The following is a 23,795-nucleotide window of genomic DNA, read 5'->3' as shown; positions in this document are numbered from 1 at the left end:
TCGCGTCATGGACACGACGGTCGCGTAGGGAGAACCACCTCCCCCCCGGGTGACTTACGAGGGGTGCGGACGCGTGAGCGTGTTTCACGTGAAACAGTCGGGTTTCTGGCCGGCTGTCGCTTATCGAGACTGGGCTCGATTTGGACTGGTGCCGGCTCGCTCTATGCGCGTCCGACCCCATTTACTCGAGGGATCGACGCTGCCGCCCTCAATCGCGGTGCAGTCGTCGTCTTCGAATTGCGTCTGCGGGTGAAGTGGTCCAACCTATCGGAGGCATCCGAGGGTCGCCTGCGAATCTGACGTCCGGACGGATTGTCAGCAGGACCCGTGTAGAACCTGGCGCCGAGACGGACTGACGGTCATCGAGACTACGGCGACGTCGACGGCGAACGTGACCCGCAGAGAGTTGGATCGTGTTTCACGTGAAACACGATCTAGGACACGATCCTGCTCTCGAAGCGTCCGACGCTTTTGAATACGCTCCGGCCGATGCTCACGACATTCGGCGGGCCCGGCCCGAGGAGCAGTCCGAACCGGGCGTCGATCTTGCGACCGGTCGACCGGTGCTCGCGACAGCCGGCGGTAGGCGGGTGCGAGGAGCAGTCCGAGCCGCGCGACATTTCGCGACAGGACAAACGATGCCCGAAGCTGTTCGGTTGTATCCGACAGCGTGGGTGCCAATCGCCCGACGATCCCACGACGGGTGCTCGCGAGAGCCGGTCGAACGAGGGGGTGCGGAGTCGGCTTCGAGCTTGGTGCTGTGGGGCGAGGCTGTGGTCGAGAGTGAGGGCGACGTGTAGCGGGCTCGGTGGAGGCATGATCGATTGCGGTGTCCTTCGCGCGACGACTCTGCCGACTCTGTTCGCCCAGAGTGCCTGTCCGGTTTCACGTGAAACAGCGGAGGGCTCCGCCCGACAGCACGGAGACGGATAACAGAGTTACGATTCGTCTCGACGAAGTGGTTGCTCAAAACCTGGGCGGGGATGGCGGATGCCCTTCACTGAACGCGGTCCCCAACGCCGTCCTCGGGTGGCCTCATTGCATCGGCGGATTGTGTGGGACCCGTGACGGCTGGTCGGGTCAATGTGCCGATTGGGGTGCGTCCCTTGGCGGGCTCGCCGAGTGTCCATATAGCAACGGTCGTATGCGGCCCGACCGAGGACGCACGACGGCGGAGGGCATAGAACAGCGATCCACTTCGCGTTCCCAGCAGGCGCTCCCGGATCGGATAGGCGACGGGAAAGGGTCCCATACCGGATGGTTCTGGCCGTACCGGTATCTCGTTCACCATCGCCGGGCAGGGAAGTCCTAGGCAATATCAATTGGTGCGCGAGTGCATCGGGTCGCGCTGAGGAGACCGGGTCGGTCGCTCGAAGTCCACGCAACCGTCGCCTCCCCAGCCGTCGGGCCCTGGCTCGGTTTCACGTGAAACACCGGCGAACTCCGGAAGGCAGAAGTGTCGGGCAGGATGAACCGTCGAATCGGAGTGGGCGCGCGGACGGCGGTCCTGGTGTGCTCCACCCAGCGAATCGGGACTCCAACTCCCGGAACCTCGCGATCTCGTTGACTTACAGAGGTGTCGTTTGGCGATCCGTGCCCGAGCACGGGATGATGTTTCACGTGGAACAAGAAGCGTCGGATAACACCGGGTTGATGGCCGTCGCCGAGCAGATGTTCGGAGATCGACTGGATCTCGCCCGGAGGTATCACGAGTCCTTGGCTACCGCCGGAGTCGAACGGGGGCTGATCGGTCCACGCGAAGTTCCGCGACTCTGGGAGCGGCATATCCTCAATTGCGCTGCGATCGGCGAGCTCATCGACGAGGGCGAGACTGTGGTCGACATCGGCAGCGGTGCCGGTCTGCCCGGTATCCCTCTTGCCATCGCTCGACCGGATCTTCGGGTGACGCTCGTCGAGCCTCTTCTTCGGAGAACCGTCTATCTGGCGGAGTTCATCGACGAGCACGATCTGAACGTGTTGGTCGTACGTGGGCGGGCCGAGCAGCCCGGCGTGAAGAAGGAAGCCGGCGGCGCGGATGTCGTCACGTCGAGGGCTGTGGCCCCGCTGGAGAAGCTCGCCAAATGGTCTCTCCCCCTCGTTCACGAACGCGGCCGGATGCTCGCGCTGAAGGGTTCCAGCGCGAGTGAGGAGATCGAACGCGACAGGACTTCCCTCACCCGTATGGGTGCTGGCAAGCTGGAGGTCGTGGAGTGCGGTGTCGGTCTTCTCCCGACGCCCACCATCGTCGTCAGGGCAGTCCGTGAGCCGCGGCGGCTCAGTCGCCACTGATGATCGATTGCGGGAATCGCCCCGCGCCGTTTGTATCGAACGTAGAACACATTCAGTTCCGCACTAAGGAGCACATATGTCGGGTGGGTCGGATCCCGCTGTTTCACGTGAAACAGAGTCCAAGAAGAAGTCGTCGAACGCAGCCGCCAACAAGGCGGGGGTGACGAGTGGCTTCGAGTACACCAACTCGATTTCGACCGACGACACCCCGATCGGGGCCGCCGCGCACCGGGCCAGTCAGGTCCTTCACCCGGGATCGGTGACGCTGCCCAAGCCGGCGAAGCGCCGCATGCTGACGATTGCGAATCAGAAGGGTGGCGTCGGCAAGACCACGACGGCGGTCAACCTCGCAGCCGCACTCGCGCTCCAGGGCCTGACGGTCTTGGTGGTGGATCTGGACCCTCAGGGCAACGCCAGCACGGCACTGGGCGTCGAACATCATTCCGGTGTGCCGTCGAGCTACGAGGTGCTCATCGGCGAAGTGAAGGCCAAAGACGCGATCCAGCAGAGTCCGCACAGTGAGCGGTTGTTCTGCATCCCGGCAACGATCGACCTCGCGGGCGCGGAGATCGAATTGGTCTCGATGGTGGCCCGGGAAGGACGCCTCAAGACGGCGTTGTCGGTCGAGGAGTTGGCCGGACTCGACGCCGATTTCATCCTCATCGACTGCCCACCGTCACTCGGTCTGTTGACTGTCAACGCGCTTGTGGCGGCCACCGAGGTGCTGATTCCCATTCAATGCGAGTACTACGCACTGGAGGGTGTGGGGCAGCTGCTTCGGAATATCGAGCTGGTTCAGTCCCATCTCAATCCTGAATTGCACGTCTCGACCGTCATCCTCACGATGTACGACGGCCGCACCAAACTGGCCGATCAGGTCGCCGAGGAAGTGCGGAAGCACTTCGGCGATGCCGTGCTGCGTGCCGTGATTCCGCGCAGTGTGAAGGTCTCCGAAGCACCCGGGTACGGCATGACGGTGTTGGATTACGACCCCGGTTCGCGTGGAGCAATGAGTTACCTGGACGCCGGACGAGAGCTCGCTGCTCGCTCGGCCGGCATCGACGCACGAAAGAAGTAGGACATGAGTCAAGCACGTAAGGGCGGTCTGGGGCGCGGACTCGCGTCGCTCATCCCCACGGGCCCCGATGCCGGACCGCGCCTCGGTAATGCAGCAGCCGACGTCATCATCGGTGCCGACCGCAACGCCAAGGACAAGCCGGACACGTCGACGAAGCCCAAGCGGGCAACGGCGTCCGACGACACCACAGAGACCGCAACGGCGCCTACTCCGACGCCGCCGGTGCTGAACGGGGACGACCTCTCCCCTGTCGGTGCCGTGTATCGGGAGATCTCGCCGGACCGAATCGAGGCGAATCCCAAGCAGCCGCGGCACGTCTTCGACGACGAATCCCTTGCCGAATTGGTGCACTCGATTCGCGAATTCGGCCTCATGCAGCCGATCGTGGTGCGTCTCGTATCCGGTTCTGCAGCTGCAGGAGATGCCAAGTATCAACTCGTCATGGGCGAGCGGCGGTGGCGCGCGAGCCAGGAAGCGGGCCTGGAGTGGATCCCCGCGATCGTCCGGGAAACCGCAGACGACGCAATGCTGCGCGACGCACTGCTCGAAAACATCCATCGCGTACAGCTCAATCCTCTCGAAGAGGCGGCCGCATATCAGCAGCTGCTCGAGGAATTCGATGTCACGCACGAGGAGCTCGCGGCAAAGATCGGTCGCTCACGCCCCGTGGTGACCAACATGATCCGTCTGCTGAAGTTGCCGATTCCGGTACAGAGACGTGTCGCAGCCGGTGTCCTGTCGGCGGGACATGCACGCGCACTGCTGTCGTTGGACGCGGGATCGGATGCACAGGAATCGTTGGCTGCGCGCATCGTGGCCGAGGGTCTCTCGGTTCGAGCGACGGAAGAAGCCGTCACTCTGGCCAATCGCGAGGACGGTAAGTCGCCCGAACCGGCGGCGAAGCGCAAGCCGATCCAGATGCCGGGCCTTCAGGATGTGGCCGATCGCCTCTCGGATTCGTTCGATACGAGGGTGACAGTGAGTCTGGGTAAGCGAAAGGGCAAGATCGTCGTCGAATTCGGGTCGGTCGACGACCTTCAGAGAATCGTCGAGATGATGGAAGCTCAGAAGAAGAAGTAGCCGCGTTTTTTCAGGACTAGTCATACCAGGGCGTAACGTCACTGTGACGTATATCGACGACGAGTGGTCCCGAAAACGGCAAGTTGGATCGAAAACTATTGTGATGCACTAGGTTTCGAGGATCTTCCCCGATCACTAGGTAGCGCGACCCCGTCGCCTATCCTGGTCGAGGAGAGAATCGGCTCCCCACCGAGAATCGAGCGGTGGAACGACTGCACGGAGGCTGAGGTACGCGGTGTCGGCGATGGTGACCGGAGTGACCCTCGGCTCGTTCGAACATCTGCCGGCACATTCTCGGCGGTGTAGCTTCTGGGTCCTCGATCCCACGTCCGACGGCGCGGCAGTGGACCTCGAATTCGAGAACGAGGTGTGGCTGTCGACGATCATGCTCGAGTGGGGATCGTGCGGACAGCTGTTGTCCGTGGACGGCAACACGATCGGGTGTGCGTTGTATTGCCCGCCCCGCGCAGTTCCTCGGGCGTCGACCTTCCCTACTTCGCCCGTCAGTCCTGACGCGGTCCTACTGACCCAGCTTCGTATCGATTCCCCGGCCGATGCGGATCTGCACTCGGCAACCCTGATTCAGGCGGTGGTCGGCGATCTCGTCAATCGTGGTGTTCGTGCCTTGGAGGCCTTCGGCATTCGCCACAATGCGGACGACGCGTCGCCGGCAATTCCCAACGCGACGGCACATGCGACGTGCTCGGCTGCGACATGCATGATCGACGCCGACTTTCTGGAGAAGGTCGGCTTCGAGGTGGTGGCGCCGCATCACAGGTTCCCGAGACTCCGCCTCGAACTGGATCGCGATCACGGGTGGAAGCAGGACGTCGAATCGGCGCTCGAGCAATTGCTGGTGGCGGCGAGTATCTCGGTGGTCGACATCGAACAGAAGTCGACGGTCGGAGCTCGCTGAACGACGGGCTCCGACCGGTGGAGCGGGGGTGCCGTCGATCAGGGACGGTCGGCGGCTGCGAGTTCCTCGGCCAGTAGTTCAGCGAACGTGAACGTGCCGGTCGGTTGGTCGTCCTGACCCAGGAGGTACAACCGCTTGACGGCGATCAGGATTGCCTCGGCAATGATGTCGCGGAATCGCGGATCGCTCAGTACTTCGACGTCGGATTCGTTGGTGAGGTAGCCGAGGTCTATCTGGATGGTCGGCATGTTGGTGAGCCGCAACAGATCCCACGTGCGGCCGTGACTGCGGCAATCGAGAAGTGGTGTGCGAGCCACGATTTCGCGTTGCACGTAGCTGGTGAGGACCTGGCCGATCATCGAGGTGGATCCGTGCGAGTTACCGAAGTGGAAGCTGGCCACTCCGTTGGCCACAGGACTGGTGCTCGACGCGCAGCGCAGCGAGATCATCAGATCTGCGCCCCAGGCGTTGGCGGTTTCCGCGCGGTCGGCCACCGACGGGTTGGTGCCCCGTGCACGAGAGAGGAACGTTTCCATTCCGGTCGCCGCCATTCGGCCTTCGAGACGACTGGCCAGATCCCACAGAATTTCCGATTCGGAGACGCGTCCGAATGTGCCGTCGACGATGCGGCCGGTGTCGGCACCACCGAGATCGGGGTCGATGACGATTCGCTTACCCGTCAACTGTGGGCCGGATTTGCGTACGAGTTCTTCTTCGCTCATCGCGTGGGGCGATCCACCGGTGACGCGGGTTCCGAGGAGGTCGAGCGAACGTAGTGTCGCCGGACCACAGATACCGTCGGGTGCCAGACCGATCTCGCGTTGAAAAGACGACAGGCCCTCGTGCGTCTTCGGACCGAAGAAGCCGTCGACGCGCTCGTTGTAGAAACCGAGGTCCTGCAGGCGTGTCTGCAGGGTAGCGACGTCATCGCCGTACAGCGGAGCGGACAGCTGGTAGATCAGCGTGCGGGCACCGAGGTGGTAGGACGCTTCTTTGAGGGCGCGGTACGTGGCCGGTCCGACGACGCCGTCGACCAGTAAGCCGCGATGTTGCTGGAACGCGCGGACGGCACCGTCGAGGGCCCGGTCGAATACCGATCCTGGGGCCGTCCAGTGGCCGTCGTCCATCGGGCCGGGCGGAACCACGGCCTCGTGGAGGAAACCGAGTGCCGAGAGAGTGCCGCGGACCTCGGCGACGGCGGGTCCGGAATCGCCGTGACTGAGCTCCTGCATCCTGGAAAAACCCTCTCGATCGTCCTGACGGTCAACACGCACTTCGATGCGCTGATGTGCCGACGCAAGCATCGGCACATCAGATGATTGTCGCAGAAAGACAGGCTTCTGCGGCAATCCACACCAAGCGTGGGTGAGTCAGATAACGCCTTCGAGGTCCTTGAGCAGCGCGGCCTTGCCCTTTGCGCCGACAATCTGCTTGACCGGCTTGCCACCCTGGAACAGGATCAGCGTCGGGATGGACATGACCTTGAAGTCCCGAGCCGCCTGCGGGTTGGCGTCGATGTCGAGCTTGGCGATGGTCAGCTTGTCCTTGTGCTCGGCGGCGATCTCTTCGAGAACGGGAGCAACCATCTTGCACGGGCCGCACCAGGTGGCCCAGAAGTCGACCAGAACGGGCTTCTCGCTGGTCAGAACGTCGTCGACGAACGACGCGTCGGTGATGGTGACTGTGCTCTTGTCGTCGGACATGTGTATCTCCTCGGTGTGGGTCTGCAAACAGGTGGTGGGGCTACCGGTCAGGCGTTGACGGCGTCGACAGGCTGATCGGCGTGCTCGAGTGTGTTGGTGGTGATGTCGCCCTGCTCGGCCAGCCAACGCTCGGCGTCGATGGATGCGGTACAGCCGGTACCCGCAGCGGTGATGGCCTGCTGGTAGACGTGATCGACGAGGTCGCCTGCAGCGAACACCCCTTCGACCGAGGTGGCCGACGTGGGCGATGCGACCTTGACGTAGCCGGCATCGTCGAGTTCGACCTGGCCCTTGACCAGCTCGTTGCGAGGATCGTGGCCGATCGCCACGAACATCCCGGTAACGTCCAAAGTCGTCTTCTCGCCGGTGACTGCATGTTCCAGTGCCAGTCCGGTGACGCTGGTGTCGCCGAGGACTTCGAGAACCTTGGTGTCGGTGAGGAAACGAATCTTCTCGTTCTTCTTGGCGCGCTCGAGCATGATGCGCGACGCGCGGAACTCGCTGCGGCGGTGCACGATCGTCACGCTGCGGGCGAAGCGCGTGAGGAAGGTTGCCTCTTCCATTGCCGAGTCGCCGCCGCCGATGACGGCGATGTCCTGGTCGCGGAAGAAGAACCCGTCGCAGGTGGCGCATGCGCTGACGCCGCGTCCGAGGAGCTTCTCCTCACCGGGAATGGAGAGGTAGCGAGCGGCTGCGCCCATCGCGAGAATGATCGCGCGAGCACGGTAGGTCTCGCCCCCCGCCGAGACGGTCTTGATCGGCCCGGTCAACTCGAGCTCCTCGACGTCCTCGGTGCGGATGTCGGCACCGAAACGTTGCGCCTGCTCGCGCATCTGTTCCATCAGATCGGGGCCCATGATGCCCTCGCGGAAACCGGGGAAGTTCTCGACCTCGGTCGTCGTCATCAGCGCGCCGCCGAACTGGGTTCCCTCGAACAGGATGGGCTCCAGCTCTGCGCGGGCCGCGTAGACACCGGCGGTGTATCCGGCCGGTCCCGAGCCGACGATGATGAGATCGTGAACCTTGGGGGTACTCAATGCAGACCTTCCGATCTTGTGCGGCGTGTTCTTGGCGTCGACGCGAAAGTGCACTGAGCACTGCCTATCGACGTACATCTGGTCAACACCACCCTAGAGGCAGTTGTTCCCCGGTGAGAGATGTGTCAGCCGATATCGCGACGCGTGAGGACGTCGGGATTGCCGCCGCGGCAATCGTTGCCCACTGCCAGAGCGATGAACTGCGCGGGCCCGGCCCCGGCGAGGACGAGGAGAGTTCCCTGTCGGCCGTCGATTCGAACCTGACTGGATCCGAGAACGGCGGCGGCGGGGTCCACGCCGTTGGCGTCGAGACACGCGGCCAGGTCTGCCGGATCCGACAAGCTGCCGGAGTCTCGTTTACCGATGACGGTGAACGCGACGTTCGAGTCGAGATCGGTGGAATCGAGAACGAGGGACGAGTCGGGTGGCGTGGTCCCCGGCTCGGCTACGACGGGATCCGACGTGCCCGGGCTGTGCAGAACGGCGGCGAAGGTGACCGAACCACCCGCGAGAAGTGCTGCAGCAGCGGCGATTCCGACGATCACGTGCCGGCGTGTACGCGCGCTACGTGGAGGTCTGCGAAGCGGAAGGACATCGGCGGTACGGTCCGCCGACTCTGTGTCGGCCAGGGTCTCGAGGGTGCGATCGATCTGCCGGGCGACGTCGGCGGGAACGGGCATCGTGCCGTTCGGATCCTCGCCCAACTCGTGCAGCCGAGCGGTGACGGTGTCCAGTGTCGCCAGGATTCGCATCGCCTCGGCGTCGGCACGCACCAACGGCCACAGCCGACTGCTGACGTCCTCGGGTAGTGCATCTGCATGCAGGTCGGCCAGCAACTCGGGTGAGAACGGGGCACCGGGTAGAGCGTCGGTGTTCGACGACACGTTCCTGCCTCCCTTCGCCGAGTCTTCTTTCCCTCTCACACGGTTTAGACGCGAGGGGTCTAGATTCGGTTCCCTGCGTCCTTGAGGTATGCGAGCTGCGTCGACAACTTGAGTCTGCCGCGAGCGCATCGACTCTTCACGGTACCGGTGGGAACCCCCAGCAACGCTGCGGCGTCGGCCACCGAGTAACCCTCCATGTCCACGACGACCACCGCCGCTCGCTGGTCGGGCGGCAGCGTCATCAGGGCCTGTCGGACGAGGATGCTGGTCTCGGATTCGGAGATTCGGTCCCGAGGCGACACCGGTTCGTGACTCTCGTTCTCGCTCAACGGAACCGACGGACGTGCCTTGTTTCGGCGAATGCGATCGAGGCACGCGTTGACGACGATCTTGTGCAACCAACTGCGGACTGCAGCGTCCGCGCGAAACGACCCGGCCGTTCGATGCGCGGAGAGCAACGCCTCCTGCAACGCGTCGGATGCGTCCTCGGGTGTGTAGCTCGTGCGGCGTGCCGTGAGCCACAGGTGTTCCTGATGGCGATGGATCAACGTGGCGAATGCGGTCGGCTCACCGGCTGCATGAGCAGCCAACAATTCCGCATCCGTGCGCTCCCCCAGCGCCGAATCGATACGTTCGGTCATACGAAAACGGCTCCCCCCGTGTTAACGCATTGGGGGGAGCCTAGGCCATCGATACCGCGAAGTACGAAACGAACGCGATTTGCCTCTGTATCGCCGGTTTTACGTGTCGAAACCGATCCCGGAGATCGAGGTAGCGATGCGGCCACCCTGCTCTCCGAGGGTGGTGATCCACACCAGGACGTTGCCGGTGGGTTCGGTGCCGTCGAGCGCGATGTCGGTGCGGCCGTTCTGCAGAGTGGCTTCACCGAGCAGCGTGGTGTCGCCGAGGCTCGGTGAATCGTTGGGAGCGGACCTGATCTCGACGACCGTTCCCGGCGACGTCGATTCGATCCACGCGTTCTTCAACGTCGACGACGGGATGGTGACGAGCAGTCCGACACCGTTCTTCAGTGCCGGGAACTGCTGGAAGTAGGAGTCGGTGGTCCAGGCCGTGCTGGGGTTGTTGTCGATCACGTTCGATGCCGTGCCCGGGTTGTCTGCAGACCCCTGTGGGGAGAAGACGCTGACATCGCTCATCGCGACGGGTCCACCCGTCGGCGCCGGGGGCGCAGCGGTGTCGCCGGCCGGCGGTGCGGCAGCCGGGGTCGTCAGCCCGAACTCCTGGCTGTCCAGCGGCGCATCGGTGTTGTCGCCCGCGATGGAGGTGAACAACCAATAGCCGGCGAACGCCAGAATCAGCACCGTCAGAGCGCCGAGAACGGCGATGGCGATGTTGGTTCGCGTCGACTTCGCCTTCTCTGCGGCCAGCTCTTCCGGGTCTGCGAGCGAGTGACCGCTGGCTCCCGGGGCACGCTGGCCCAGTCGCAGTGCCGGCATCAGGTCGGTCTTGTCGTTGACCACCGCGGCCTGATCGAGAACGTGCTGCACCGTCGCGGCGGTGCGAATGCCACTGTTCTGCTCGAGCGCTCGTACCGCGACGGCAGAGATCTCGAACGGAACGTCGGGGCGAATTTCGCGAGGCTCGCGCGGCGCACCCTTGTCGTCCCGATCGGCCGGACGCATGCCGCCGACGCTGCGCAGGGATGCCGCGTCACCGGGAACGACGGCTTCTCCGGTGGTGTCCGACAACGGCCAGCGTGCAGTGATCAGGGCGTAGAGCATGGCACCGAGACCACGGACGTCCGAACTGGAGTCGGCGTCCGCCAGAGTCGCGGGAAACGCCAGGACGGCGTTGCCGCTGGTACTGATGCGTACGCGATCGGGGTGGTCGATCGACAGCGCGCCGCCGCTGCGGTGCGCAGCCTCGGCCGCGGCGGCCAGGACCTTGATCGCACGAGCGGCACCGGTGGGGGCAGGAACCGTATCGGCCATCTCGCGCAGCGAGCGACCGGGAGTCCACTCGGCGACGACGATGCCGCCGGAGCTACCGCGCACCACGTCGAGCACCCGGGCGAGACCGGGAGAGTTGATCCGGCCGAGGCGCAGCGTCCGGGACAGGATTGCCTGCGGGCCCTGAGTGCGGTCGTTGGGTGACGCCGTGGACTGCTGATCGGCGTCGACGAACGTCAACGCGACCTCGCGGTCGAGCTTGACGTCGTGGGCCTGCCAGAACTTCAGCCCGCGAGCTCCACCGTGCGGTGCCAACAGGCGGTAGCGTCCGCCGGCTACCGAAGCACCGGGAATCAGCGTCGGTCCGCGAAGGGTGCGCCCGGGGGCGTCCGCGGTGGACTGGTCCTCGGCTGGTTTTTCGGCAGCTTTGTCCGTTGTCGGCTTCGGTGCTCCTGGTGTGTCGACTGCAGCCGATTTCTTCGTCGCCTCCACCGGTGTGCTGTCGGTCTTCGGCTCGGCCTTGCTCGCGTCGTCGACCGGCAGCTTCGCCTTCGAGATGGAGACGGTCTTGTCCGACGGCTTGGCCGCCAGCGCTGCCTTGGAGATCGCGATCGTCTGATCCTTGGGAGCGGACGCGTTGGTTTCCTTCTTCTCGGTGGCCTCGGCACTCGACGCTGCCGCCGACTCAGGCGTGCTGGGTGTGCTCGGCTTCTCCGAAGAATCAGGTGCTTTCGAGTCCGCTGTCTTCGACTCGGGTGTTTTCGACTCGGGTGCTTTCGACGACGCAGCAGACTCGGCCTTCACGGGCTCGGTGCGGTCCTGGGTGTCGACTTCGACTCCGCCGCTCGTTCGGTCGGCTTCGTTTGCTGGAGACTGTGCCGGCCCCCCAGCAACATCGTCGTCGGTCACTGTTACTCCTTCAGGCGAATATGCCCCGTGTTGTTCTACAAGCGGTCGACCTGCAGGGGCGTCTGCCCCCGGGTGCCGTTGACCAGGGTACGGGAGTCGATCCCGCGCAGTGTCCCATGTGGGCTCGGTTCGAATAACAGGAATCACGCTGGTTTCCGCGGCAGCCGGATCCGGCACCGAACCGGACGTCGCAGGCTCGGGCGGGGCCGACCGTCCGAGGACCCGGCGGACGAGACGGCTCAACGCGACGGTGACGGCCAGTACTTCGGGAATCTTGCCGAACCACAGGATGGAGAACGTGATGCCGAGCATGATGACGGCGTCCATCGCGACGCGCACGAAGTTGCCGATCCAGCCGTTCGCCATGGCGTCGAATCCGACGATCCGGTCGATGGCGAGCATGGCTGCGCCGCCGGCCAGCGAGGCGATGAGAACCAGCCAGACAGTCTTCCCGACGTTGGCCATCCGCAGGTTGCCGAGGCTCTTGTGCAGCAGGTATCCGCCGATGACGGCACCTGCGGTGTAGCCGAGGCCGGTCGCGGTGCCGAGGAGCAGCACCACTTGTTCCGGATCGGTTGCGACGATCGGGGCGAGCAACGACAGGCCGATCTTGACGGCGGTGATGCCGAGGACGATCCAGGTGGGCGTCCAGGCCTGCTCGCGGGCGTAGAACACGCGCAGGTGGATCAGGACCAGCGCGTACGGGATAAGGGAGAACGCCGACCAGCTCACGGCCTCACCCAGCCGGTTGGCGTCGGGCGCAAACTTGCCGAACCCGTACAGCGCCTCGCCCACCCACGGCCCCGCGAACGTCAGGAACACGACGATCGGGACCATCGCGACCATCGTCAGCCGAGTGGCGACGGAGAGATCGTCGACGACCGAGGGCGTGTCACCGTTGGCGGCATTACGACTGAGTCGGGGCATGATCGCCGTCAGAACCGTGACGCCGAGAATGCCGTACGGCAACTGCAGCACGATCCAGGCCTGGGAATAGATCGTGGGGCTCGCGTCGTCGGCTCCCGACGAGATGTTGGTGGCGACGATCAGACCGATCTGACTGATGACGACGTAGAGCACGATTGCGGCCGCCATCGCGCCGAACTTTTTCAGGCGCGCGTCGAACCCCCAGAGTGGGCGCAGGTCGATCTTCTCGCGGCGAAGCGCAGGGATCAGCGCCAGTACCTGCGTGATGACACCGGTGGTGACGCCGAGGCCGATGATCAACAGCTGCGGGTTCGTCATGTCGACCGGATTGACGGTGATCTCACCCGGCATCAGGAAGTAGATGCCGAACACCGCAAGAACCACGAGGTTGTTGAACACCGGTGCCCACGCACCGGGTTTGAAGTTCTGTCGGGTGTTGAGCACCGCGGTGAGCAAGCCGGAGAGCCCGTAGAACATCAGCGCCGGCAACACCAGATAGGTGAAGGCAATGGTCAGGTCCTCGTTGACCTTCGGATCACCGTTGAGCATCAGACGCGCCAGCAGCGGCGCAGCGATGGTTGCGGCCAACGCCACGGTGCCGAGCAGCGCGACCGCGATGGTGAACAGGCGTCGGACGAAGTCACGTCCGCCGTCGGCGTCCTCTTGTTCTGCGCGTACCAGGACAGGAACGACGATCGCTCCGAGGACGGCACCGAGCACCAGCTCGGAGATCATGTTCGGGAGAATCGTCGAGACGGTGAACGCACTGGCAAGGCCGGCACCGAGGGTGGCCGTCATGGCTACTTGCTTGGCGAATCCGGTGATCCGGCTGACGAGGGTCGCCACCGCAATGGAACCGGAGGCGGCCAGCAACGACTTCTGAGGTCTGGGTTCGGGCTGCGGTGGTGACTCGTTGCCGCCCGGTGGTGTCTGCGGCGGAGGGATGTTCCCCGACGGCGCGGCGGGTGGGTAGTCCTCGTCCCGGAACCGTGGGATGAGCTGAGTTGCGGAGTCGTCCGCTGCCGGTTGACCGTCGAGCGGGGGCGGTGCCGGATAGGAACGCATCTCCGGTCGCGGTTGCCGCTCCCAGGGGGCGGGGCGTGGGGGCGTCGTTCTCCGGAACACCTGCGCTGCGGGCATGCGTGACCGGGGCAGGTCGCCGTCGTACGGCACATTGCCTGTCATGGTCTCTCGTACCCTTCGTCGGCCGGGTCGGGTTGTCCTCGGAATCGGTGCCAGAGTCGTCGGCCTGCAAGCAACAGTAGGAGCGCGCCGGCGCAGGCGGTAATTATCGCGAGAGCTTGACCGTATGCGTTCGATCGAACCGACACCGTCGATACCTCGCCGAGCCGGGTGCCGTCGAGGGTGGTGACGGAGAAGTCGACCGACAGATTGCGTTTGTCGTCCACCTCGGCGGGCACGGTGATGGTTCGCGATCCGCGCGCCGGAAGTTGGGTCACACCGACGTCGCTGATCGTCATCTCCGGTGGCGCGTCCACTCGGAGTAGCACGTTGACCGGCACCGGTAGGTCGTTGCGGGCCACGAGCAGCAGCGGACTCTGCTCGGAGGCGAGTGTGTAGACGCCGCCCGGGGCCAGCACGGTCACCGATCCGTAGACGGTGTCGAGTCCGACGCGGGTCGCGGTGAGACGGGTGCGTGCCATGGCCGCGGCGTCCTCGCTTTCGGCGCTGGCGCGACCCGCGGTCGACAGGGCGCGGAGCATGTCCTCTCGCAGCGGGGCGGTGTACAGGCGCGGAGTCAGTGCGGACTGGGGATCCTCGACCAGCGACTGCGCCAGGGTGTCCACGCGTGCGCTTTGTGTTCGCACCGTGTCGATGGCAGACGCATCGAGATCGGTCGGCACATCGATGCTGGTCACCGGGATGCCGGTGGGGGGCTCGGTGATCAGGCCGGGCAGCGGGCGAGGCGTCGCCAGGCCCGAACGCAACAGCGAGGACACCGTCGACAGGATTGCCGATGGTTCGTCTCCTCCCGCGGTCCAGTACTGCGGCGGTGCGACGGTCACCGTGCGGCCGGGTCGATCGGCACCGACGAGGGCGTGGAAATTGATGGCGCCGAGGGCGTCCTGCAGCCGTGCGGTGCGAGAGTCGGTGCCCAGGTCGAAGCGTTGATTCGCCGGGGTCAAGGCCGGGGTGGACGGGGTCGTCCCGACGCCGGCCAGTGCTGCGGTGGTCGCCGAGTCGTAGTGGGTGGCGGCCAAGGTGCCGGTCGGATCGGCGGCGGTCGGCGCGGTGTCGGTGGACACCAGCAGAGACGTCGGCGACGACGTGGGTGGGCTGATGCTGTTGTCGGCGACGAGGACGGTCCCGGTTCCCGACGATCTCAGCGCGTCCGCAGCGCCCGCGTCGACGCCGCCGGTGGCACTCCAGGTGAAACCGCGTAACGAGCTGATGCCGAGGATGCCGTCGACGATGTCGGCCGGGGCGGCGACAGCGCTGCTGAGCAGCGAGGAATCACCGATGTCGGCGACGGCGGCGAGGTCGGCCTGAGCGAACGGTAGGGCCGTCACGCACGTGTTCGACGCCAGTGCCTCGAGCCGCGTCAACCACTGGGCTGCGGCCCCGCTGCCGGAGCCCTCCCGCGCGGAGCTGGCCGGATCGGCCGGGTTGTCGACGACGAGGTAGCCGCGGGTCATGTTCGAGACGGTGACCAGCAGGTCGGGATCGATGCCGATGCACAGGCTCGACGCCAGTTTGCCGTCGGGATCGAGACCGGGCTGCGTCGCGAATTCCAGGGCTTTGAGCAGGGTGTCGAGCCGACCACCAGCGGCGAGCTGGGTCGCCAGGTCGTCGTCGATCAGACGCACTCGATCGTCGATGGAACCGGGGATTCCGGCTGCGAGACGGGGAATGTCGGCGAGTGGCCACAACACCGTCATTGCAACGGGGTTCCGGGTGTTGGGGGGGAGCGGCATCGCGTCGGGCGCTGCGGGGTCGAGCTCACCGGGATTCCGCGGCAGTCCCACGACGGGTAGCAGGAAGCGGGCGTCGTCGAGTCGAGCCGTCCCGCCGTACTCGGGGGTTCCGTTGACGTTCAGCAGCAGGGGGTAGACACCGGGAGCCTCGATCCCGAGGGAGGGCTCGGTACTGCTTCTTAGCTGCATCGACAGATCGAACTGCCGGCTCTGGTCCTTCTCCAGCGACTCCGCGACCGTGACGAAAGTCCCGACGCGGTCGAATCTTTCCTGGTCGAGGGTGAGCGAGGTCCGCAGACCGGACGTCGTGTCGATGGCCGCCGCACCCTGTAGGCGAACGCTGACGTCGTCGACGCGTCGATCGCCGGTGTTCTTCACTGTCGCGCGAACCGTGACGAACGGATCGCTGCTGGTGGTGACCGTCGAGGGTGCGACCGTATCGATGCTCAGCGTCAGGAACGGATCGCCGGCCTGCGTCATCGGGGTATCGGGAACGGCGCTGGTCGTGCCGCTGATGTCTCCGGCGGAATCTGGCTGCGCCGTGGCAGTAGGGAGCTGTTGGGGTCCCAGTGCTGCGGTGCCGACGGCCGGCGCTGCAGCGAGGAAAAACGAGGTCAATGCGGCGGCAGCGACCTTCCGGGCCCGCACGATCACTTCCCGCCGGGCGTGGGTGCGTTCGTGTCGCCGCCGGTTGCCTGCTCGCCGTTCATGTCCTCGATGAGGCGGGTGGCGATGGCGGCGAGTTTGCGTTCGTCGGCGTAGGCGAGTCGGGACGGCAGTTCGCTCAGCGGTACCCAGGCGACTTCGGTGACTTCGAGATCCTCGTCGGACAGTTCACCGCCCAGGAAGCGGAGGAGATAGTGATGAACGGTCTTGTGGACCCGGCGGCCTTCGGTGACGAACCAGTAGTCGATGCTTCCCAGCGACGCCAGCACGGTGCCGCGGATGCCGGTCTCCTCGGCGACCTCGCGCATGGCTGTCTGCTCGGCGGTTTCGCCCTGCTCGATGTGCCCCTTGGGCAGGGACCAGAGCAGGCGTCCGCGCCGGTCGGTGCGGCCGATCAGGGCTGCGCAGCGGGTGGCAGGCGGGCCGTCGAGGCCGTCGACCACCAGGCCTCCGGCAGAGGTTTCTCGGACGGTCCGCAGCTTGGGTGCTTCGGTGTCGGCGCGTGCTTGACGCCGCCGCGGGTTGCGGCGGCTCCTGTTCGCACGTTCGGCAGCAGACACCCGATCCATACTAGTTGCCTCGGCGCCCCGCTCCGGCTTGCCGCACCGTGGCCGATGGCCGAGACGATCCGGTCGGTACTGCGCCAGTAGGCTCTTCCACCGTGGCCGATCAGTCCCTGTCTTCCGTTTCCCCCGAGCACGCCGATGCGCGCCGGGAAAGGTTGCTGGCTGCAGCTGCGGTGACGTTGCGTGAACTCGCGCCGGTATTGACCCCGCTGGGCGCGTTGTTCGCCGCCGCGGGCCACGAGCTGTACCTCGTCGGTGGGTCCGTTCGGGACGCGGTTCTCGGTCGTTTGGGAACCGATCTGGATTTCACCACCGACGCCAGGCCGGAGGTCGTTCAGACGCTGCTGTCCGGGTGGGCGGACCATCAGTGGGACACGGGCATCGCGTTCGGAACGATCAGTGCGGCCAAGGACGGCCAGCAGATCGAGATCACGACGTTCCGCACCGATTCGTACGACCAGGTCTCGCGCAACCCCGAGGTGCAATACGGCAGCAGCCTCGAAGAAGATCTCGTTCGACGCGATTTCACCGTCAACGCCATGGCCGTGCGGTTGGGTGCGGACGGCGTGCAGGAGTTCGTCGATCCGCTCGGCGGCATGGACGCGTTGCTCGAGGGCGTTCTCGACACCCCGTCGGCACCGGAAACGTCGTTCGGTGACGATCCGCTGCGGATGCTGCGCGCGGCTCGATTCGTGTCGCAACTCGGTTTCTCGTTGTTGCCGCGGGTGCACAGCGCCATCGTCGACATGGCCGATCAGATCGACCGCATCACCGCCGAGCGCATTCAGGTGGAGCTGGACAAGCTGATTCTCGGTGCCCACCCGATCGAGGGCATCGACGTGATGTGCGAGACCGGTTTGGCTCAGCGGATCATTCCCGAGGTGCCGAACATGAAGCTCGAAATCGACGAGCATCATCAGCACAAGGACGTGTACTGGCATTCTTTGACGGTTCTGAAGCAGGCCATCGATCTCGAGGACGGCGACCCCGATCTCGTATTGCGTTGGGCCGCACTGCTGCACGACATCGGCAAGCCCGATACCAAACGTAACGAGCCCGGCGGCGGCGTCAGCTTTCACCACCACGAGGTCGTCGGGGCCAAGATGGTGCGAAAGCGTATGCGCGCGTTGAAGTATTCGAAGAAGATGATCGAGGACGTCTCGCATCTGGTGTTCCTGCATCTGCGATTCCACGGATACGGCAAGGGTCAGTGGACCGACTCGGCGGTGCGTCGCTACGCCACCGATGCCGGTGAGCTACTGCCCAAGTTGCACAAGCTGGTTCGAGCCGATTCGACCACCAGGAACAAGCGTCGAGCGGCTGCCCTGCAAGCCACCTACGACGATCTCGAAGAGCGCATCGCCCGCATCGCCGAGCAAGAGGACCTGGCGCGGGTTCGTCCCGACCTCGACGGCAACGCGATCATGGAGCTGCTCGGCATCCCCGCCGGCCCCGACGTGGGCAAGGCGTGGAAATACCTGAAGGAACTGCGCCTCGATCGAGGACCACTCTCACGTGAGGACGCCGAAGCGGCGCTGCTCGAGTGGTGGCCGACGCAGTAGCGCGTCCCGCGCACGTGCGCGGAACTTCGTAGCCCACTACGAGTTTCCACTCACGACGAGCGAAGCTCGGCCTTGACGAGATAGACGTTGTAGCTGTCCCACTCCGAGACGGTGAAGTACAGCTCGTTCGCCGTCGACCACGGATGAATGAAGCCGCCGTAGGTCTTGGGGTACTCGGCGGTATCGATCAGGGTGCTCGGGGCGGTCCACTCGCCCTGCGGTGAATTTGCTTCGCGCAGAACGATATCGCCGCGTAACGGATCCAGATACGTCATCCGCCAGAGGCCTCGGGCGTCGTCGTGATGAACCGACAGTTCCCCGGCCATACCGTCGGCGATGGGGGTGGCTTCGTTCGATCCGACGGGAGCCCAGGTGCCGTTCACCCAGTACTGGTAGGCGGTCTTGTTCAGTACGTCCGCTTTCGGGACGCGTGCCAGGCCGACCTGGCCGGCGCGACCGTTGACGGTGCCGAACATGTACACGTACTCCCCCGCCGGGACCATCGTCGACACCTGGAACTTGGAGAACCCGAAGACGTTGTCCCACTTGGCATGCTCGTCCTTGACCCAGGTGGAACCGTTGTCGTCGGAATAGGCGATGCCGCCGTAGTTGGTCCACCACATGCCGGGGATCGTGCTCCACCGCCGGATGGACATGTACGACATGTACTGCCGGTCGTCGATCGCGAACCCGGACGTGGGGATGACGGTGGTCTCCCAATTCTTGATCTTGCGCGAGGGTAGTAATTCGGCTGCGTGACAGCGGGAATCCTGCACCATCGAGTCCAGGGTCATACCGTCGGACAGGTCGGTGTCGGTGCTGTGTCCCAGTACGTTCGACCGCCAATCGTCTCCGCCGACCACACCGAATTCCCAACCCTTGCCGAAGGAATCGCCGAAAACGACGGCGACCTCGCCCGGTTTGCTCTCCCACATGATGCCGAGGTCGGTGCCGTCGACCTGCCAGCGCTTGTCGGTGCGGTTCTCCGATCCCGGTCCGGTCAGCTGCGAGACCACCTCGACGTGTCCGAGGGCCGGTGCCACCGGCGGTACCGTCGTCGGCCCGGACTCCGCCGCGGTCACGGCGGGTGCCGGCGGCGGGGTTCCCGGAGTTCCACCGGGGCCGGGAATCGGGATGGGAAGGGTCTCGGGCTGCGGGTCGATCTCGATGCGAGGGAACGGGAGATGGTCTGCCGAGCCGGTGGTGGGCGACTCCGTGGCGTCGGTGAGGTCGGGGCAGGGGTCCGCGCACGGGTCGGCCGACGGCTCGGCCTGGACACGGGTGTTGTTCGGCGGCGGGTCGGGCACCGGCACGAGTTCGATCGACGGATACGGCACGGGGATCACCACACGATCCGGCAACGGCGGCAGCTGCGGCGGATTTCCGGGCCCGACGGGCTCTGGTGGGTAGTCCTTGGGGTCGAATCCGGTTTCTCCACAGGAATTCACCGGCGGCGGCGGGGCCGCGTACGCGGGGGGTGCGGAAAGAACGGCTGTACCTGCGGCAACCGCGATGATGCAGCCGAGCGACGTCGTGCGGCCATGCATGCGGTGCCCCCGTGTTGTCCGACGAAACCTAGCGGTCCGATACGGGAAGATACACCACGTCAGCGCGGTGCGCGCCTCGTGTTGAGTACCGCTGCGACGAAGCCGACGGCGTAGATTCCTGCTCCGACGAACACCAGCGCGTGCGCAGTGGGATCCTGGCTCAGCTCCGTGGCGTCGGGGCCGACGGCGAATGCGGCCGCGGCGAGGGCGCCGACGAACGCGACGTTGAACACGGTGTCCTGCAACGCGAAGACTCGTCCGCGATGCGCGTCGTCGATCTCGATCTGCATGGCGGCGTCCCCACTGAGTTTGACGGTCTGCCCGGCGATCCCGAGGAGAAAAGCTCCGAGCAGCAGACTGGTCTGGGTGAGGCCGGAGACGGCACCGACCTGAGCGGCGATGGCCAGGACGAGGGCCGTGGCGATGGTGCGGGTGCGGCCGAACCGCGGGACGGCGAACGGCGCGATGACGGCGGCGAGGAACATTCCGGTGGCCGTGGCTCCGACGGCAATGCCGAAGCCGGCGAGGCCGCCGGGCAGGGAACTCTGCGTGCTCTCCCGCAGCACCAGCACCATGATGAGGGTGTTGATGCCGAACACGATGCGGTGTGCCCCGATGCCGATCATCGCGGTGGTCACGCCCGGCGACCGCCACACCGCCAGGGCACCCGATTTCAGGCCGGCGGCAACATCTTTCAGCGGGTTGCCGGGCCGATCGTCCGTATCGGGACCGAGAGACCGCGGCGCGAACCGTCCGGCCGCAACAGCACCGACCACCGAGCCGGTCGCGGCCAGCCCCACGGCGACACCCGAGCCGAGATCCCCCGCTCCGACGGCACCGATCACTGCGACCGCCAGTCCCGCACCGGCCGCCGCGAAACCGGAGCCGACGGTGGCCAGTACCGAGTTCATCGGCACCAGCCACGATTGCCGCACCACATGCGGCAAGGATGCCGACGCGCCCGCCAGGACGAACCGACTGAGCCCGACGGTGGCCAGAGCCAACAGCAGCAGCGGCGTGGCGTCGACCCCGGCACACAGAAGCCCGGCGGTAGCGGTGATGAGAACGATGCGAACGATATTGGCCCACAACAGAACCGATCGACGATCCCAGCGGTCCAACAGCGCACCTGCGAACGGGCCCACCAAAGAGTAGGGCACGAGCAGAACAGCGAAACCGGCGGCGATCTCGGCGGGGTTGGTGGCGCGTTCGGGATTGAACAGGATGGCACCGCTCAATGCGGCTTGGAACAATCCATCACCGAACTGGCCGGCGAAACGAACGGTGGTGAGCTTGCCGACGCCCGGGGACTCACGTAGGCGGGTACGAAAGGAGGCGTCGTTCACCGACGGGACTCTATCCCGCGTCGGTCACACCGATACGGCGGGCTTGTCTGCCTTCCACCACGCGATCGTGGCGGCTGTGCCGTCGGCGAGCGGGGTGGGCTCGAGGCCGAGAACGCGCTCGCTGCGGCTCGAATCGAGGATGTAGGGGTAGCGGAACTGGTACAGGGTGTCCCCCAGCTCTTTCATCGGACCGGAAACGAGCCCCAGTGCTCGCATGACCCAAGCCGGCACGACACCGATCTTCGGGGTCGGCAAGTGCGCTGCAGCGGAATACATCTCGATCATCTCCCGCTGAGTCACCGCGGGGGCGGTCGGTGCATGCAGGACGGTGTTCCACGTGGACGGTCGTGCGGCCGCGACGATCATCGCGGCTGCGAAATCCGGCACGTACGTGAAGGAATGGGGTAGGTTCGCGGCCCCGATCACCCGAATGGTCTTACCGGCGAGCACATTGGCGACCACACGTTCTCCCATGTGCGAGACGAGCACCCGTGGGCCGTAGAAGTCGGATGCCGCGATGCTGACGGTGGGGGTCGAGTGAGCGTCGCGTGCGGCCAGGAGTTCGGTGCGCACACCCAGCTTGCGGAACGTGGCATTTCTGGGTGAGTCCTCGCGGATGGGCCCGTCGACCCGGCCGTAGGCGTAGAGACTTTCGGGGAACACGACGACCGTGCCCGCGGCCGCGTCGAGCACACGTCGTTCCATCGCCTCGAGCTTGTCGCGCCACACCGTGTTCTCGTAGGCGGCGTGGGTGCAGTGATAGATGGCGGTTGCTCCGTCGACGTGCGCTCGGAGGTCGTCGGACTCGATGTCGACCGATCGCCGTTCGATGTTCGGATGCTGTGGCCCGCTGCCGGATCGAGTCAGGATCCGCACCGTATGTCCCTGTGCAGCAAGCTGTTCGGCGATCGTCCAGCCGACGGGTCCGGCACCGGTGACGACGTGAAGTTCTGACATGGCTACTCCGTTTCGGTAAACGAGAGCGGTGCTCTCTGATGTGTCGAGTGTGCACCTCTGCTCGGAGAAAAGCAAGAGCAGTGCTCTCGGAAAAGAGCGGCAGTTACAGTAGCGAGCATGGCGAGCACTCCGCGTACCCGAGCCCGCGCCCAGACTCTGAGCGACATCACCCGCATCGGACGCGAGCACCTGGCCGCAGACGGTGCTGCGGCCCTGTCGCTACGCGCGGTCGCCCGAGATCTGGGCGTCGTCTCCTCGGCGGTCTATCGCTACGTCTCGAGCCGGGACGAACTACTGACGTTGCTCGTCGTCGACGCGTATTCCGAGCTGGGCGACGAGGTCGACGCGGCCGTCGACGCCGCGGACGGCCCTGCCGACCAATTCCGGGCGTTGAGCCGGGCGGTGCGTCGATGGGGACTGCGAGAGCCGGCCCGGTACGCGCTGCTCTTCGGCAGCCCCGTACCCGGTTACCACGCGCCCGCCGAACAGACCACCGGCCCGGGGACCCGGGTGATCACCACATTGGTCGCGGTCCTGCAGTCGGCCTGGGACATCCGTCGCCCGGACATCGAATCGGCACCTACCGAGTTGGCGTCGCTGCACGCAAGTTTCGAGGACATCCGCGCCCAGATGGACATGGACCTGCCCGACGAGCTCATCGCATTGGGCGTGATGGTGTGGGCGTCACTGTTCGGCGCGATCAATTTCGACGTGTTCGATCAGTACGGCGCGACGACGTTTGCCGACCGGGACGCGTTGTTCGAGTTCCAGTTGGGGATTCTGACGAAGATTGCCGGGCTCGAGTAGGACCGAGGACTGGCCGTCGTGCTTGTGCCACATCCGGCGGTGTGCGGTGCCACAATGGCTGATGTGGCAGCGCATGCGGAGGAACCCGAGGACCGGACGGCGTCGGCACTGCACGATGTTCGTCCCGGCAGTCTGCTGGTGTCGTCCATCGAACTCGTGGAGCCCACGTTTCGGCGCACCGTCATCTACATCATCGAACACAACGACGCGGGCAGTCTCGGCGTCGTGATCAACCGCCCCAGTGAGACCGCGGTGCAGAACGTGCTGCCCGATTGGTCCGAGCTCGCCGCCAAGCCGCGGGCCCTGTACGTCGGTGGTCCGGTCAAACGCGATTCGGCACTGTGTCTGGCCACGCTGCGCACCGGCGCGTCGATCGACGGGGTCGCCGGTCTGCGCCGAGTCGACGGCCGGGTGGTGATGGTCGATCTGGATTCCGACCCCGCAGACATCGCGCCGTACGTGGAGGGTGTGCGCATCTTCGCCGGGTACTCGGGGTGGACGTTCGGGCAGCTCGAAGGTGAACTGGACCGAGAAGACTGGATCGTGTTGTCGGCCTTGGCTTCCGATGTGATCGGTCCGCCGCGCGTCGACCTGTGGGCGCAGGTTCTACGTCGTCAGCCGATGCCGTTGGCGCTGTTGGCGTCCCACCCGATCGACGTCGAACGGAATTAGTGC

At 65.4% G+C, this 23,795-nt stretch carries 18 protein-coding genes; 7 read left to right on the top strand and 11 right to left on the bottom strand.

Annotated features, from left to right (window positions below; genetic code table 11):
* Positions 1-1,611: 1,611 nt before the first annotated feature.
* From rsmG to J2X62_RS08825, 4 genes are all read left to right on the top strand, one after another.
* On the top strand, positions 1,612-2,289 hold the full coding sequence (gene rsmG, locus J2X62_RS08840; protein ID WP_310180376.1) for a 16S rRNA (guanine(527)-N(7))-methyltransferase RsmG: 678 nt from the start codon (positions 1,612-1,614) through the stop codon (positions 2,287-2,289).
* 76 nt (positions 2,290-2,365) lie between these two features.
* Positions 2,366-3,367 (top strand): ParA family protein, encoded by a 1,002-nt coding sequence (locus J2X62_RS08835; RefSeq protein WP_027495008.1) that lies wholly within the window; start codon positions 2,366-2,368, stop codon positions 3,365-3,367.
* Positions 3,368-3,370: 3 nt separating this feature from the next.
* Positions 3,371-4,447 (top strand): ParB/RepB/Spo0J family partition protein, encoded by a 1,077-nt coding sequence (locus tag J2X62_RS08830; protein ID WP_310179775.1) that lies wholly within the window; start codon positions 3,371-3,373, stop codon positions 4,445-4,447.
* A 235-nt stretch (positions 4,448-4,682) separates the two neighbouring features.
* Entirely contained in the window at positions 4,683-5,363 is a 681-nt protein-coding gene (locus tag J2X62_RS08825; protein ID WP_027495010.1) for a hypothetical protein, read from the top strand.
* A 38-nt stretch (positions 5,364-5,401) separates the two neighbouring features.
* On the opposite strand, the gene J2X62_RS08820 is transcribed toward J2X62_RS08825, so the two are convergent.
* The 8 genes from J2X62_RS08820 to J2X62_RS08785 all read right to left on the bottom strand — a co-directional run bounded on the left by J2X62_RS08820 (position 5,402) and on the right by J2X62_RS08785 (position 16,895).
* Positions 5,402-6,595, bottom strand: a complete 1,194-nt coding sequence (locus J2X62_RS08820; RefSeq protein WP_032371397.1) for an N-acetylmuramoyl-L-alanine amidase — start codon at positions 6,593-6,595, stop codon at positions 5,402-5,404.
* Positions 6,596-6,733: 138 nt separating this feature from the next.
* The gene (gene trxA / locus J2X62_RS08815) at positions 6,734-7,066 is read right to left on the bottom strand and encodes a thioredoxin (protein ID WP_008711582.1); all 333 of its coding nucleotides are present in this window, start codon (positions 7,064-7,066) and stop codon (positions 6,734-6,736) included.
* Positions 7,067-7,113: 47 nt separating this feature from the next.
* Positions 7,114-8,103 (bottom strand): thioredoxin-disulfide reductase, encoded by a 990-nt coding sequence (gene trxB / locus J2X62_RS08810; RefSeq protein WP_032367966.1) that lies wholly within the window; start codon positions 8,101-8,103, stop codon positions 7,114-7,116.
* Positions 8,104-8,228: 125 nt separating this feature from the next.
* Positions 8,229-8,987 carry a hypothetical protein gene (locus J2X62_RS08805; protein ID WP_283549464.1) on the bottom strand — a complete coding sequence of 253 codons (759 nt, stop codon included), beginning with the start codon at positions 8,985-8,987 and terminating at the stop codon, positions 8,229-8,231.
* 59 nt (positions 8,988-9,046) lie between these two features.
* Positions 9,047-9,628, bottom strand: a complete 582-nt coding sequence (gene sigM, locus J2X62_RS08800; protein WP_045841535.1) for an RNA polymerase sigma factor SigM — start codon at positions 9,626-9,628, stop codon at positions 9,047-9,049.
* A gap of 99 nt (positions 9,629-9,727) precedes the next feature.
* On the bottom strand, positions 9,728-13,918 hold the full coding sequence (gene murJ / locus J2X62_RS08795) for a murein biosynthesis integral membrane protein MurJ (protein WP_310179767.1): 4,191 nt from the start codon (positions 13,916-13,918) through the stop codon (positions 9,728-9,730).
* Entirely contained in the window at positions 13,915-16,317 is a 2,403-nt protein-coding gene (locus J2X62_RS08790) for a DUF6049 family protein (RefSeq protein WP_310179765.1), read from the bottom strand. The genes murJ and J2X62_RS08790 overlap by 4 nt, the downstream gene beginning before the upstream one ends.
* Before the next feature lie 2 nt (positions 16,318-16,319).
* A complete protein-coding gene (locus J2X62_RS08785) occupies positions 16,320-16,895 on the bottom strand; it encodes an NUDIX hydrolase (protein WP_027495017.1) in 576 nt (191 codons plus the stop codon).
* Positions 16,896-16,996: 101 nt separating this feature from the next.
* Here J2X62_RS08785 and J2X62_RS08780 point away from each other — a divergent pair, with 101 nt between their 5' ends.
* On the top strand, positions 16,997-18,463 hold the full coding sequence (locus J2X62_RS08780) for a CCA tRNA nucleotidyltransferase (RefSeq protein WP_032371394.1): 1,467 nt from the start codon (positions 16,997-16,999) through the stop codon (positions 18,461-18,463).
* Between the two features lie 50 nt (positions 18,464-18,513).
* Here J2X62_RS08780 and J2X62_RS08775 read toward each other — a convergent pair whose 3' ends face one another.
* Genes J2X62_RS08775 through J2X62_RS08765 form a run of 3 tightly spaced genes read right to left on the bottom strand, consistent with a single transcriptional unit; the run spans position 18,514 to position 22,313 of the window.
* Positions 18,514-20,010 carry a DUF4185 domain-containing protein gene (locus J2X62_RS08775; protein WP_310179758.1) on the bottom strand — a complete coding sequence of 499 codons (1,497 nt, stop codon included), beginning with the start codon at positions 20,008-20,010 and terminating at the stop codon, positions 18,514-18,516.
* A gap of 59 nt (positions 20,011-20,069) precedes the next feature.
* Positions 20,070-21,356, bottom strand: coding sequence for an MFS transporter (locus J2X62_RS08770; protein WP_032389443.1), 1,287 nt, complete (start codon positions 21,354-21,356; stop codon positions 20,070-20,072).
* A gap of 24 nt (positions 21,357-21,380) precedes the next feature.
* Positions 21,381-22,313: an NAD-dependent epimerase/dehydratase family protein gene (locus tag J2X62_RS08765; RefSeq protein ID WP_222097938.1), complete on the bottom strand. Its 933-nt coding sequence runs from the start codon at positions 22,311-22,313 to the stop codon at positions 21,381-21,383.
* A 117-nt stretch (positions 22,314-22,430) separates the two neighbouring features.
* On the opposite strand from J2X62_RS08765, the gene J2X62_RS08760 reads away from it, so the two are divergent.
* Both J2X62_RS08760 and J2X62_RS08755 read left to right on the top strand, forming a co-directional pair.
* Entirely contained in the window at positions 22,431-23,120 is a 690-nt protein-coding gene (locus J2X62_RS08760; protein ID WP_057474596.1) for a TetR/AcrR family transcriptional regulator, read from the top strand.
* A gap of 54 nt (positions 23,121-23,174) precedes the next feature.
* The gene (locus J2X62_RS08755; protein WP_032371389.1) at positions 23,175-23,792 is read left to right on the top strand and encodes a YqgE/AlgH family protein; all 618 of its coding nucleotides are present in this window, start codon (positions 23,175-23,177) and stop codon (positions 23,790-23,792) included.
* The last annotated feature ends 3 nt before the right edge of the window (positions 23,793-23,795 follow it).

The organism is Rhodococcus sp. 3258 (genome assembly GCF_031456475.1).
GTDB classification, from domain to species: domain Bacteria; phylum Actinomycetota; class Actinomycetes; order Mycobacteriales; family Mycobacteriaceae; genus Rhodococcoides; species Rhodococcoides fascians.
Note: the sequence above shows the minus strand (reverse complement) of the source record. Positions and strands in the feature narration are given on the sequence as shown.